This is a genomic window from Clostridium budayi, from assembly GCF_055396605.1.
Genome location: NZ_AP042456.1, coordinates 1,688,354 through 1,702,995 on the forward strand (window position 1 = coordinate 1,688,354; position 14,642 = coordinate 1,702,995).

Consider the following 14,642-nt stretch of genomic DNA (forward strand, 5'->3'; position numbering starts at 1 on the left):
ATTTTAACATTTAGAATACGTTTTATCTATTAAACTATAATTTTTTTACCTAAGTTTAACTTAAGTTTTATATATACAAAAAAAGTATTTTAAGGCTTTATTTTGCCTTAAAATACTTTATCTTATCTCATTAATCTATTTATTTCTTCCATGAAAGTGTTTATATCTTTAAATTGCCTATATACTGACGCAAATCTTACATAGGAAACTTCATCTATTTCTTTAAGCCTTTCCATGACCATTTCACCTATATAATTAGATTGAACTTCTGTCATCATTTTATTTGATATTGTTTTTTCTATATCTTCTGCAATTCCTTCAATCTGCTTTCTTGATATAGGTCTTTTTTGACATGCGATAATAAGGCCATTTATTATCTTTTCTTTATTAAAGTTCTCTCTAGTTGAATCTTTTTTTATAACTAAAATTGGAATATCTTCTACTTTTTCATAAGTAGTATACCTTTTATTGCAATTTAAGCATTCTCTTCTTCTTCTAATTGTAGTATTATCATCTGTTGATCTTGAGTCAACTACTTTGCTTTCCTCAAATGAGCAAAATGGGCATTTCATAGATATCTCCCACCTTTCTGTACATTATTCACTTGTCTTATAAGGTTATTATACATATTTTTCTCATTTCTGACTACTATTATCTATAAATATTCTTATCTTCACTACATATATTTATGTTTTCTGCTGAAACTAGTATAACATCTATACCAATTTTTTCAACATCTTCCCAAGGTATCTCTATATCTTCTGTTTTTCCAAACCATCCCTTACTTTCTCCTGGAACTATTAACGCTAGCACCTTGTCCTCTTCACAATCTAACTTAATATCACTTATATAACCAAGCTTCTTACCTGTCTTTATATCTACTACATCCATATTTCTCATGGAATTTATTGAGTGTAAGTTTTCTTCCATATTTCCTTCCCCCTTTTAATATTTATATATTTTAAGGAAAAGAACTCAAAATTGAGTTCCTTTCCTTTATACATACTTTCTCATATGTTTAAGTGCAGTTTTTTCAAGTCTTGAAACTTGAGCTTGAGATATTCCTATCTCATCTGCAACTTCCATTTGTGTTCTACCTCTGAAAAATCTAAGATTTAATATTAATTTCTCTCTATCACTTAATTTTTTCATAGCTTCATTAATACATATATTTTCAAGCCAATTTTCATCAGTATTTTTAGAATCGCTTATTTGATCCATTACATAAATTGCATCTCCACCATCGTGATAAATTGGTTCAAATAATGATACAGGATCTTGTATTGCATCTAATGCAAAAACAACATCTTCTCTTGGTATATTAAGTTCTTTTGCAATTTGTGATATATTTGGTTCTTTATTATTTTCTTTAACAAGTTTATCCCTCACAAGTAATGCTTTATACGCAATATCTCTTAATGATCTACTAACTCTTATTGAATTGTTATCTCTTAAATACCTTCTTATTTCACCTATAATCATAGGTACAGCATAAGTTGAGAATTTAACATTTTGTGATAAATCAAAGTTGTCTATAGCCTTCATAAGCCCTATACATCCAACTTGGAATAAGTCATCAACATTTTCTCCCCTATTATTAAATCTTTGTATTACACTTAAAACTAATCTTAAATTTCCTTTTATAAATGATTCTCTTGCGCTGTTGTCGCCATTTTGCATCTTAATTAGTAATTCTCTCTTTTCCTTTTCTTTAAGTATAGGAAGTTTCGCAGTATTTACTCCGCATATTTCAACCTTATTTATGATCAAAGTTCTCAGCTCCTTCGGAAGTAATATCATTTCTAATAAACAGTATTTCCTCAAGGCTACACTTTTATACTACAGACAACCTAAACCATTTTGCTTATTTCTTTTTTTAATCTATTTATTATTTTTTTCTCAAGTCTTGAAATATAAGATTGTGATATGCCAAGTATGTCAGCTACTTCTTTTTGAGTCTTTTCATTACATCCATTTAGTCCAAATCTTAACTCAACAATTTCTTTTTCCCTATCATTTAAATTTTTAAGTGCTATACATAAAAGTTGCTTATCAACTTCATCTTCGATTAAATTGTACACAGTATCATTTTCAGTTCCTAATATATCTGATAAAAGGAGTTCATTCCCATCCCAATCTATATTAAGTGGTTCATAAAATGATATTTCTGCTTTTATTTTATTATTTCTTCTTAAATACATTAAAATTTCATTTTCTATACATCTTGACGCATAAGTTGCAAGTTTTATTTGCTTTTCAGGATTAAATGTATTTACAGCTTTTATAAGACCTATTGTTCCAACAGATATTAAATCCTCTACATAAACTCCTGTATTTTCAAACTTTCTTGCTATATATACAACTAACCTTAAATTTCTTTCTATTAAAGTACTTCTTACTTTTTCATCACCATTTCTTAATTTATTTACTAAAGCTTCTTCTTCATCTTTTGCAAGTGGTGGTGGAAGTGTATCACTTCCTCCTACATAATGAAGTTTCTTTCTAAACAATCCTAGTTTTTCTAATATACTATTTAATAATACCTGTATTTTTAACATAATACCCTCCTTACATTACCCCTCTTGATAATAGTGCATTAAATTCATTATCCCGACTTAAAGTATCTTTGCATGGACAAATTATTGCATTAATCTCTTTAAAAATTTTACCTTCTTTTTTAAGTTTTATATTGTTTACTCTAATACCTTTTAAGCTACCGTTATATCCAATAGCACTATATGGTATAGAAAATGGATTTAATTTATAAATATTAATAGAACTTAAATAATTCTCTTCAATTAATATGCACGGTAAATTTGTAACTGGCTCTCTAAGTTCATTTCCAGAGTCTAAGAATCCTTTAACATTTATAATATTATTTTCAAAGTTTATCTCTATATCATAAAAGAAATTATTTATAATATTCTTTTCTCTTATATAAGTTGTGATTCTATCAACTGTAATAAAAATTATTATTATACATAGAATTAAATATTTAAGTTTAAAATTATCTATTAAAATACCTTTCTTTATTGAATACGGATTTGTTTCATATGCAATTTTAAAGCATATTCCACTTAATATACATGAACATAAAATGAAGGTAGCTGAAGTCTTTAATACATTGCTTATCTTTTTATTTTTAATAGGAATGTAAACTAGTATAATTGCAACTAATACTTGAAATATATTATTCGATAAAAACTCACTCCATTTAAATAGCATAGTCAAAACATATATTCCTCCTATAAGTGCTGATATAATTGCTTTTTTAAAAGAATACGATTCTCTTAAAATTTTAAAAGTTACTGTAAGTAAAAATAAATTTACAATACAATTTTCTAAAATTAAAACATCAACATATATTTCCACTTTACTCATACCTCCTAGATAAATTATATAACTTACCTTCTTAAAATTTTGTCATATTAAATATCAAAGTTTTAATTTTTTAACTTATTTTTTTTACATTAACTTACAGTATGCTTTATTTTAATTTTTAAACTGTCTTTTAATAAGATATATTAATAAATTTAATTTGTTTTCTTATAATTTTATGAAAAAAAGACTCATATAATCTCTTATATGAGTCTTTAAATATTTATAATTACATATCATCTATAGAAACGTGTGAATTATTTTGTGATACTTTTTCTTCTCCTCCTGGTATAGCTATAAAACTTCTTGGAATTACTTTTTTAACTGAATTAAATTTTGGTTTTTCATATGAGAATGAAGTCCCAGGTACATATAATTCTTTCATTTCTTCCATTTGCATTCCTATATTTTCAGCATACCATGGTGTCGTTGCATATTGGTGCCACATATTACTTTGAATTTGATTAAATCTCATCTTATATAAAGTATTCTGATTAAATTTAGAACTATTAACATAATTATCAGATACAAATTTTGCCGCTCCTGATATAGCTTTATCTACACTTGTCCATCCTTTATTATATGCGTAAGTTGTTCCAAGTATTAAAGCTCTGTTTTTAAATGTAGGTAAATTATCATAAGCACCTATTCCAAATAAATTATATACTGTAACTGGCTTACTTAGCTTAATCATTTCATAACCGATTAACTCTCCATCTTTGTTTCTTATCTCTTTATTTGGATTTGCAATTTCTGTTATTTTAACCCCTGATGCTAATCTACTTTTACCATATCCAGTTTCATGGATTGATTGTGCAACAAAATATAATGGATCTATATTATAACTTTTTGCTGCATTTACAAAACTTTGTGCTTGACCTTTTAATACTCCAGCATCTTTCTTGCTTAAATATGAATTTAATCCACTTACACTAATATTTCTAAATTTATCTAACCTTAAGAATTGCATTTGATTAGTTGCTTTGTCTGGATTTATATATTTTTCAAGATAATTATAATCGTATCTTCCATTTAAAGCATCTACTTGAGCCTTTATATATGAATCCATTGACATATTATAATTAGTATAAGAAACATTTGCATCACTTGGTAGTTTATTTTCATTTTCTGCTTCTTCTTTTGAAATTTCTTTAATATAATCTTTTGAAGAGTATCCAATTATATTACCACTTTTAATTTTATAGAAATTATTTTCTTGTCCTAATATCTCAACTATTTCTCTATTTCTTAAGTTCCCAATAATCTTAGAATTAATATCAGCTTTTTCCCTTATTCTAAGTTCGCTTGATACTTCTACTCTTCCATATTTTTTTGATATTTCAGGATTAGTTTCTGGTTTTGTTTCGGGTTTTGTATCTGGCTTAGTCTCAGGTTTTGTATCTGGCTTAGTTTCTGGTTTACTTTCTAATTTAGGATAAAATTTAACATAATCCTGACTTATGTATCCATTTAAATTTCCTTTTTTTATTTTATACCATGAACCTTCTTTTCCTAAAACTTCAAAAGTATCTCCATTTAATAAATATCCAACGACGCCATGATTAGTTCCAGGACCTTTTCTTACTCTTAAATTGCTAGTAATATTTATTACTTTACCAGTTCCTTCAACTTTATTACTTGTATTATTATTTGTATTATTATTTGTATTATTATTGCTATTATTATTTGTATTATTATTGCTATTATTATTTGTGCTTGTTATTTTTACATAATCTCCATGAACATAGCCATATCCATTTTTATATTTTATTTTATACCATGCACCTGACTTTGATACTATATTTAACTTGTCCCCATTTCTTAAGTATCCAAGTGTTGATGAGTTTGTTGATGCACCACTTCTTACTCTTAAGTTTGAAGTTATATTAACAACTACTCCTGTTTGATTCTTTGATGTTGATGAATTATTATTTGTATTATTATTATTTGTATTATTACTATTATTATTTGTGTTTGTTATTTTTACATAATCTCCATGAACATAACCATATCCATTTTTATATTTTATTTTATACCATGCACCTGACTTTGATACTATGTTTAGCTTGTCCCCCTTTCTTAAGTATCCAAGTGTTGATGAACTTGTTGATGCACCACTTCTTACTCTTAAGTTTGAAGTTATATTAACAACTACTCCTGTTTGATTCTTTGATGCTGATGAATTATTATTTGTATTATTATTTGTATTATTATTTGTATTATTATTTGTATTATTATTTGCATTATTACTATTATTATTTGTGTTTGTTATTTTTACATAATCTCCATGAACATAACCATATCCATTTTTATATTTTATTTTATACCATGCACCTGACTTTGATACTATATTTAGCTTGTCCCCATTTCTTAAGTATCCAAGTGTTGACGAATTTGTTGATGCACCACTTCTTACTCTTAAGTTTGAAGTTATGTTAACGACTACTCCTGTTTGTGCTGATCTTGCATTGTTGTTTTCTTCGATAACTTGTACATATTCTTTAAATACATATCCTATTTTCCCATTATTATTAATTTTATACCAAGACCCTTCTTTTGCTATTATGTCAAATGTTTGGCCTTCCATTAAATATCCAATAACTTCACTGTTAGTACTCTTATATTTTCTTATTCTTAAGTTAGTTGTAACATTAATAACTTTCCCTTTTTCATGTCCACCATTTCTAGCTTTAAGAACGCTTATATTTTTATTATCAGTTGCATTTGCATAAGTGGTATCTAGTACAACTGAACTTGCCGTTGCTGTTACTAGTAGTAGCATTGATGCTATCTTTTTCTTATTCATTTTACCCTCTCCAAACATAATACTATTTTAAATATTATTTTTCATTTTAATTTTACCACAAAACCCATATTAATAAAATATTTAACAATCCTTTTCTTGGAAATTATTGATATTATCTTAAATTTTCATATATTTTTGCATAAAGAAAGTCTCTTTACAGAATATAAATCTTTGTAAAGAGACTTTTTAATTGCTTTATTTTTTTAATTTGATCTTCTAGGTCTTCTTAAAAATGTTGGTATTGATAAATCTTCTTCAGTAAATGCTGGAACTTCTTCTTTAACTTCTACTTCAGTTGCAGCAACTTCTTCCTTAGGAGATTCATTAACTTCTTCAACTTTTTGTTTTATTTGAGTTTTCACTTCAATTTTATTAGCTTCTTTAGTTTCAGATGAAACTAATCCTTCTTCTTCAAAACCTGTAGCTATAACTGTAATTCTAATTTCATCTTGTAAAGTTTCATCTATTACAGCCCCAAAGATTATATTAGCATCTGGATCTGCTGCTTCTCTTACAACATCTGCTGCTTCATAAACTTCTAATGCTCCAAGATCTGCGCCACCTGTGAAGTTAAGGATAACACCTGTAGCTCCTTCTATTGAAGTTTCAAGTAATGGAGATGCTATTGCTTCATGTACAGCATCTGCAGCTCTATTATCTCCTTTACCATGTCCAACTCCCATATGAGCTAATCCTTTATCTAACATTACTGCTTTTATATCAGCAAAGTCGGCATTAACAACCCCTGGAATAGTTATAAGGTCAGATATAGCTTGAACACCTTGTCTTAATACATCATCTGCTAATTTGAATGAATCAAGTAAAGTTGTCTTTTTATCAGCCATTAATAGTAATCTTTCATTTGGAATTATTACTAATGTATCAACTTTTTCTTTTAATCTTTCTATACCCATTTCAGCATGTCTCATTCTTCTCTTTCCTTCAAATGGGAAAGGTTTAGTAACAACACCTACTGTAAGTATATCTAAAGATTTTGCAATTTCTGCAACTACTGGTGCAGCACCTGTTCCTGTTCCACCACCCATTCCGGCAGTGATGAACACCATGTTCGCTCCCTTAATTGAAGCTGTTATTTCTTCTCTACTTTCTTCTGCAGCCTTTTGTCCTATTTCTGGATTAGCACCCGCTCCTAATCCTTTAGTAAGCTTTTCTCCAATTTGGATTTTTTGATTTGCATGTGATAACATAAGTGCTTGTTTATCTGTATTGATTGCTATAAATTCAACATTTTTTAAACCTTCAACTATCATTCTATTAACAGCGTTACTTCCTCCGCCACCACAACCTATTACCTTTATATTAGTTAATTCTTGCATATCTACTTCAAAATCTAACAAAACAATTCCTCCTTTAGAAAATATCCTCTAGCAAACTTCTTAATTTTCCCTTAATGCTCTCATTTCTTTTTTTCTTTTTCTTATCTTTTAAGTTTAGCGTTTTTTTTGGGTCTCTATTTATATCACCTGATTTTTCAAGTACTAAAGTATCACCTTTAACTTCTTTTGTAAAATCCTCATATACTAATTCTAACCTATCATGGACCTCTTTAACAATAGCTAATGAGGTAATATTTGAAAAATTTTGCATACCAAACTCATTTTTTGTAATTATACGCACATTATTATGTATGATATTTTGTACAATTTCGCTTATGTTTTCAAAATTAGTTAAAGAATCACTACATAAAATTATACTACATATATCATTAATATTACTAGTATTTTTTAACTCATTATTTACATAATTAAGAATTTCTTCAATTCTTGCCTCACATACTTTATAAAATAGCTCTTTATGTATATTTTTTTCTCCAATTTTAATTTCTTTATCTTTTAAATCTTCACTTTCACTTTTATACTTATGACTATAATTATATTTCAAAATTTCTGCTTCATCATATGAAAGTCCTGCACATATAGATAAATCACTTGTTATATTGTCTCCACCAAGTGGTATACTGTATCCATCTTTAAAAATACCATCTTTAAAAATACCTATTTCTGTTATTCCTGCACCGCATTCTAATATAACTTTATAATCTAATCTATCATTAAATAAAAATATTTTTCTAAGAGACATTATGTTAACTACAAAACCTTTAATATTATAGTTTGTTCCTTTGCATAAACCTCTATATTTATTAAGTATCTCTCTTTTACAAACTATAACTGTAGCATTTACTTCTAACTTTTCTCCTTGCCATCCTATTACAGATTCTTCACTAATTTTCTCGTCTACCTTGTAATAGTTTACTAAAATATCGCAAATTTCCTCATCATTATTTAAATATATACTTTTCTTTAAATTTTCAAAAGCTTCATTTAAATCCCTATTGGTTATTTCTCCATATATGTTATCTTCAAAGCTTCGTTCTATAACTCTTATATGTGATGAAGGTATTCCTATATATATATCATTTATCTCTTTACCTACGCTTTCTTCTAGATCATTAAGCACTTTGATAAATTGTTCTCTACATTTATATAAATCTACTAATTCACCTTTTTCAACTCCATTTGAACTAACACAAGAACTTCCGAGTATTTCAACTTCTTTATCTTTAGAAGATATTCCACATGAAGCTGAAATTTTTCTAGTTCCTATATCTACTGCTGTAATTAAAAATTCTTGCATTTTTTCATTTTACCTCCTGTCTCTATTATTAAATATTATATATTCAACACATTATATATTCAACATTCCTTTTAAAATTCCTTCTTTATTTTGACTAATATGACCTTCTTAATAAATTCTTTATTTTTATTATTCTTTTATACAAAAATAGTTCTAATTACCATCTTTAGTAATTAGAACTATACTTATTACATCATTAACATTCTTTTAATCATTTCTTTATCAACTGAATAAGTTAATGCAGTTTCTTTAGATATACTTCCATTTCTAACCAAATCAACTAATGACATATCCATAGTTTTCATTCCATACTTACTTCCTGTTTGTATTGCAGATTCTATTTGATGAGTCTTACCTTCTCTTATTTGATTTTGTATACCTGGTGTAATTGTCATAGTTTCTAATGCGGCAACCCTACCTTTCCCATCAACTGTTGGAACAAGTTGCTGTGAAATTATCCCTTGAAGCACTGCTGCAAGCTGGATTCTTATTTGTTGCTGCTGATGCGGTGGGAAAACGTCAATAATTCTATCTATAGTTTTAGCAGCACCAATTGTATGAAGAGTTGAGAAAACTAAGTGACCTGTTTCTGCTGCTGTTATAGCTATAGCTATAGTTTCAAGGTCTCTCATCTCCCCTACAAGTATTACATCAGGGTCTTCTCTTAGTATTGCTCTTAATGCATTTTGATAACTTTTACTATCTTTTCCTATCTCTCTTTGGTTTATAATACATTTTTTATGCTTGTGTAAATATTCTATAGGATCTTCTAGTGTTATAATATGTTCACTTCTTGTTGAATTTATTTCATTTATCATAGCTGCAAGAGTTGTACTTTTACCACTTCCAGTAGGTCCTGTAACTAGTACAAGTCCCCTTTGTTTGTCTACAAGATCTTTAACTACATTTGGATGTTTAAGTTGTTCTAGTGTTGGTATTTTTAAACTAATAGCTCTTAATGCTATTGCGTCACTATTCCTTTGTTTAAATACATTAACTCTGAATCTACCTGTTCCTGGTAATGAATATGAAGTATCAGCTTCACCAACTTCAGTGTATGTATCAAATTTATTTCCTAATATTTCTTTTGCATATCCTTCTATACACTCTTGAGTTAAACTTACTTCCGCAAGAGGAGTTAACTTACCATTTAATCTTACTGTCGGTGGTATACCAACTGTAAGATGTAAATCCGAAGCACCTAGTTCTGTTGTCTTTCCTAATAATTCTTTTAATGTATACATTGTTAGACCTCCACAATTAATTTTCTTCCCATCATTTGTATAATTTCTATAAAAAAATCTAAATTCCTCTATTTTATAAAGGAATTTAGATTAAATTTTAATTTTTTCTTCCATATAGTACTTTTTGTAATTTTTTTAATGCTTTTTTTTCTATCCTAGATACATACGACCTTGATATATCTAGTTTTGCTGCTATCTCTCTTTGGGTTTTGCTTTTCCCATCTTGTAATCCATATCTCATAACAATTATATCTCTTTCTCTTTTACTTAATATCTCTTCCATCTTTTTATATAACGCCCTAACTTCAAGATTACTTTCAACCTTTTCTAATACAGAATCCTTTTCATTACTAAGTACATCAATTAGGCATATTTCATTTCCTTCTTTGTCTACTCCTATTGGATCTTGAAGGTATACTTCACCCTTTTGCTTTTTATTATTTCTAAATAGCATAAGTATTTCGTTTTCTATACAGCGTGAGGCATATGTGGCAAGTCTTGTCCCCTTATCCACATCAAAAGAATCTATTGCCTTTATAAGGCCTACTGTACCTATAGATATTAATTCATCTACATCCTTATTTGGGAAAGAATACTTTTTAACTATGTGTGCGACTAATCGTAAATTTCTTTCAATTAATATCCCTTTTGCTGCTTTATCCCCCTCCTTAAGTTTCCTTAAATACATTTCCTCTTCATTTTCATCAAGAGGTGCAGGGAAAGTGTTATTATTTGAGACATATCCAGTAAAAAACATAGTATTACACAACAAATTTATAAAATTAGCTACTACTAACACTTTCTTCCTCCTTATAGTGCTTACTATTATAATATGTATTAAGTAGCAAAAACTTGCTTTATCTTATAAAAAATATACATTTTATTTTAAATTCGCTCATATTTTTTGTTCTGTAAAACGAAAAACTCCATAAAAATATGGAGTTTTTCTATATTATTTATTAAGTTCTAATACTATATCTTTAAATATTGGAGTTGCTGTGTTGCCGCCACCTAGACTCTCATTCTTTTTAGAAACTAAATCTGGAACAAATACTATCATAGTATACTCTTTATTTTTTATTTTAAAATATCCAACAAACCATCCATGAGTAGTTTTATTGCTAGTTGTTGCAGAACCTGTTTTACCACCAATTTCTACACCATTTACATTAGCACTTTGACCAGTACCATTTAAAACTACTTCTCTCATTCCATTTTTAACTATTTTACTCGTTGTTTCTGTAAATATTTTTTCTTTAGTTGTACTATAAGTTTTAATAGTTTGATCTTCACTATTTTGTACTTCTTCTAATATATATGGCTTTACATATACTCCATTGTTTACAAAAGTATTAACTGCACCAAGCATTTGAATTGGTGATGTATTCATTGACTGCCCTATTGATATTAAGGACATTGATTGATCTTCTGTAGGCTTAACACCTTCTGTTTCATTTCTTCCTTCACCTTGCATATTTAAAACTCTTTTAAAAAGTCCCATTTTCTCTGAATATTCCATAAGATCATTATACCCAACTTTTGATCCTATAACTCCAAATACTTCATTACAAGACTTTACAAGACCATCTCTTACTGTAATAGTTCCATGACTTCCCCTTTCGCACATCTTACCTGTACATGTAACTGTATTGTATTCAGTTGTACATGCCTTTTCTAATGCTGCTCCATATGTTATAAGCTTATAAATAGATCCTGGCTCATAGCCTAATCCTTCTATCCCCAAATTAATATTAGCAGTACTTTCATCTTTTTGTACCATCGCTCTTATTTTCCCTGTATTACTCTCCATTATAGTAACTCCAACGTTATTATAATTTAAATATTCTTCTTTAGATAATACTTTTCTTATTTTATTTTCTATTTCTTTATCCACCGTCAGTTTAATATTTTTATTATTTTTATTTACATCAAGTTCTTCAAAAGAATATACTGCTTTATCATCTAAATAAAAGTTTTTCTTAGGAATCTCATTATCTTTAATATTGTTATAAATTTCTTCTTGTAATGATCCTTTAACAAGATTTTTATCATCTATACTAGAAAACATTCCATTTACTGACCACGCTTCTTTTCTGTCAGTTTTGTCACTTGAAAATGTATAAATACCTTTTATATTATTAAGTTTTTTAACTTTGTTATATGTCTCTTCAGATATATTATAATAAAGCTTTCCTTGATTTTTTATTACATCTGTATAATTAAAGTCTTCATCTTCACCTTTCATAATAAAATTTAATGCCATAAGGTCTTCTAATGTCTCTTCATAGTTATTTAGCTTAAAAGGTTTAGTATCTATTACTAAGATGTATTTCTTTTTATATTCCATTAAATCCTTACCATTTGTATCTAAAATCATATATTTATTATCACTTATACTTTCTGTCTGGTGATTTTTATATTGAGCTTCAACTCTTTCTGTTGGATATACTTGCAGAAAATATAGTCTAATTGATAATGCACAAAATATAGAAACTAATACTACTCTTAATGCATTAATTCTTTTCTTATCAATCTTCATCATAAAAAAGAAAACACCTCCCATTAGCTAATTGTTGACTAATAAAAATTTTAATATACATATTTTTCTAATTATTTAACTATATTTTCTATATATTTTAATAGGTAGAAATAAAGAATATCCTTCTTAACTTTAATTTAAAGCAATAAAAAAGCACCTAAAATAGGTGCTTTTTATTATTTTAATATATCTTTTATTTTTGAAACTAATATATCTATTGCAACTTTATTTCTTCCACCTTCTGGAACAATTATGTCTGCATATCTTTTTGTTGGTTCTGTAAATTGCATGTGCATTGGTCTAACAACTGAAAGATATTGTTCTATAACTGATTCAACAGTTCTTCCTCTTTCATCTATGTCTCTTACCATTCTTCTTAATATTCTTATATCAGCATCAGTGTCTACATATACTTTTATATCTAATAATTCTCTTATTCTTGGATCTTCTAAAATAAGTATTCCCTCTACTATTATAATGTCTCTTGGGTTAACAGTTGTTGTTTCATCTGCTCTTGTATGAACTGTGAAATCGTATATTGGTTTTTCTATACTTTCGCCATTCATTAAAGCTTTAAGGTGTTCTATTAATAAATCATTATCAAATGCTCTTGGATGATCATAGTTAGTTTTAACTCTTTCTTCCATTGTAAGATGTTTTTGATCTTTATAGTATGCATCTTGTTGTATCATTGCAATACAATCTTCATTAAAACTATTAAATATCTCATCTGCAATAGTACTCTTTCCTGAGCCAGTTCCCCCAGTTATTCCAATAAGTATAGGTTTTTTCATTAGTTTTCCTCCTTGCTCTTTATAAGCATATCATTTACTTTTACCGCTTTTTCAAGCTTAGCTTCAAAAATCATTTGAGCTCTTGGTGCTGATTCTATTTTTTCACCATTTTGATCTTTTAATTCATTTAAAGTTACAGTATAAACTTCTCCAACAGGGCTAAGTACTTGAACTGTATCCCCTTCTAAAACTTTATTTCTTTGTTCTATGGTTGCTATTTTAGTATCTTCATCATAAGCTTTAACAACACCAACTATATCAGCATTTCTTATATATGAAGAATTTTCATATATCTGCTTATTATCTTCTCCAAAGTAGAATCCAGTTGAGTATTGTCTATGACTAACTTGCATTAGGATATCCATCCACTCTTCTTTAAATTCATAATTTTCTTTGTCAGCTAAATAAGCATCAACCGCTTGTCTATAAGCTTTAACAATAGCTGCAACATAGTAACTACTCTTCATTCTTCCTTCGATTTTAAGTGAATGAACACCAGCTTCAATAACTTCTGGTATATGGTTTATCATACATAAGTCTTTTGAATTCATTATGTATGTTCCTTTTTCATCTTCAACTACTGGGAAGTATTCTCCAGGTCTTTTTTCTTCCATTAGATAATATTTATATCTACATGGTTGAGCACAGGCACCTCTATTTGAATCTCTTCCTGTCATATAGTTAGAAAGGAGGCATCTTCCTGAATAACTCATACACATTGAACCGTGTACAAAAGCTTCTAAATCACAGTCTTCTGGTAGGTTAGCTCTTATAGTCTTTATTTCTTCTAATGAAAGTTCTCTTGCAAGTACTATTCTTTGAACTCCTTGATTGTACCAGAACTTTGCAGCTTTCCAGTTTACATTATTAGCTTGTGTACTTAAATGTATCTCTAAATCTGGAGCAACTTCTTTTGCTGTAACTATTATAGATGGATCTGAAACTATTATAGCATCTATTCCAGTATCAGCTAAGTCTCTAATATATTCTTCCATACCATCTAAGTCAGTATTATGTGGGAATACATTCATTGTTACATAAACTTTTCTTCCACGAGAATGAGCATATTCAACCCCTTCTCTTATTTGTTCATTTGTAAAATTATCTGCAAAAGCTCTTAAGTTAAGCTTACTTCCGCCTAGATAAACTGCATCAGCACCATAATCTATAGCTGTCTTTAATTTTTCCAAATTCCCTGCTGGTGCAAGTATTTCTGGTTTTTTCAT

At 28.1% G+C, this 14,642-nt stretch carries 13 protein-coding genes; all 13 read right to left on the reverse strand.

Features of this window, described 5'->3' with window-relative positions:
- Window positions 1-122: 122 nt before the first annotated feature.
- Window positions 123-572, reverse strand: a complete 450-nt coding sequence (gene nrdR / locus ACZ5TJ_RS08015; protein ID WP_045726377.1) for a transcriptional regulator NrdR — start codon at window positions 570-572, stop codon at window positions 123-125.
- A gap of 79 nt (window positions 573-651) precedes the next feature.
- Entirely contained in the window at window positions 652-930 is a 279-nt protein-coding gene (locus ACZ5TJ_RS08020; RefSeq protein ID WP_464198598.1) for a YlmC/YmxH family sporulation protein, read from the reverse strand.
- Window positions 931-996: 66 nt separating this feature from the next.
- The gene (gene sigG / locus ACZ5TJ_RS08025; RefSeq protein WP_464198600.1) at window positions 997-1,770 is read right to left on the reverse strand and encodes an RNA polymerase sporulation sigma factor SigG; all 774 of its coding nucleotides are present in this window, start codon (window positions 1,768-1,770) and stop codon (window positions 997-999) included.
- 80 nt (window positions 1,771-1,850) lie between these two features.
- Window positions 1,851-2,558: an RNA polymerase sporulation sigma factor SigE gene (gene sigE / locus ACZ5TJ_RS08030; protein ID WP_464198602.1), complete on the reverse strand. Its 708-nt coding sequence runs from the start codon at window positions 2,556-2,558 to the stop codon at window positions 1,851-1,853.
- A 10-nt stretch (window positions 2,559-2,568) separates the two neighbouring features.
- The gene (locus ACZ5TJ_RS08035) at window positions 2,569-3,381 is read right to left on the reverse strand and encodes a sigma-E processing peptidase SpoIIGA (protein WP_464198604.1); all 813 of its coding nucleotides are present in this window, start codon (window positions 3,379-3,381) and stop codon (window positions 2,569-2,571) included.
- A 226-nt stretch (window positions 3,382-3,607) separates the two neighbouring features.
- Window positions 3,608-6,184, reverse strand: coding sequence for an SH3 domain-containing protein (locus ACZ5TJ_RS08040; RefSeq protein WP_464198606.1), 2,577 nt, complete (start codon window positions 6,182-6,184; stop codon window positions 3,608-3,610).
- A 203-nt stretch (window positions 6,185-6,387) separates the two neighbouring features.
- A complete protein-coding gene (gene ftsZ / locus ACZ5TJ_RS08045) occupies window positions 6,388-7,542 on the reverse strand; it encodes a cell division protein FtsZ (protein WP_464198608.1) in 1,155 nt (384 codons plus the stop codon).
- 13 nt (window positions 7,543-7,555) lie between these two features.
- Complete coding sequence (locus tag ACZ5TJ_RS08050; protein ID WP_464198610.1) at window positions 7,556-8,839, reverse strand: cell division FtsA domain-containing protein; 1,284 nt, start codon at window positions 8,837-8,839, stop codon at window positions 7,556-7,558.
- A gap of 188 nt (window positions 8,840-9,027) precedes the next feature.
- Window positions 9,028-10,083, reverse strand: a complete 1,056-nt coding sequence (locus ACZ5TJ_RS08055; protein ID WP_464198612.1) for a type IV pilus twitching motility protein PilT — start codon at window positions 10,081-10,083, stop codon at window positions 9,028-9,030.
- A 97-nt stretch (window positions 10,084-10,180) separates the two neighbouring features.
- The gene (gene sigK, locus ACZ5TJ_RS08060; protein WP_464202299.1) at window positions 10,181-10,840 is read right to left on the reverse strand and encodes an RNA polymerase sporulation sigma factor SigK; all 660 of its coding nucleotides are present in this window, start codon (window positions 10,838-10,840) and stop codon (window positions 10,181-10,183) included.
- A gap of 195 nt (window positions 10,841-11,035) precedes the next feature.
- On the reverse strand, window positions 11,036-12,625 hold the full coding sequence (locus ACZ5TJ_RS08065; protein ID WP_464198614.1) for a penicillin-binding transpeptidase domain-containing protein: 1,590 nt from the start codon (window positions 12,623-12,625) through the stop codon (window positions 11,036-11,038).
- Between the two features lie 173 nt (window positions 12,626-12,798).
- A complete protein-coding gene (gene udk / locus ACZ5TJ_RS08070; RefSeq protein WP_039315676.1) occupies window positions 12,799-13,416 on the reverse strand; it encodes a uridine kinase in 618 nt (205 codons plus the stop codon).
- Entirely contained in the window at window positions 13,416-14,642 is a 1,227-nt protein-coding gene (locus tag ACZ5TJ_RS08075; protein ID WP_464198618.1) for a peptidase U32 family protein, read from the reverse strand. The genes udk and ACZ5TJ_RS08075 overlap by 1 nt, the downstream gene beginning before the upstream one ends.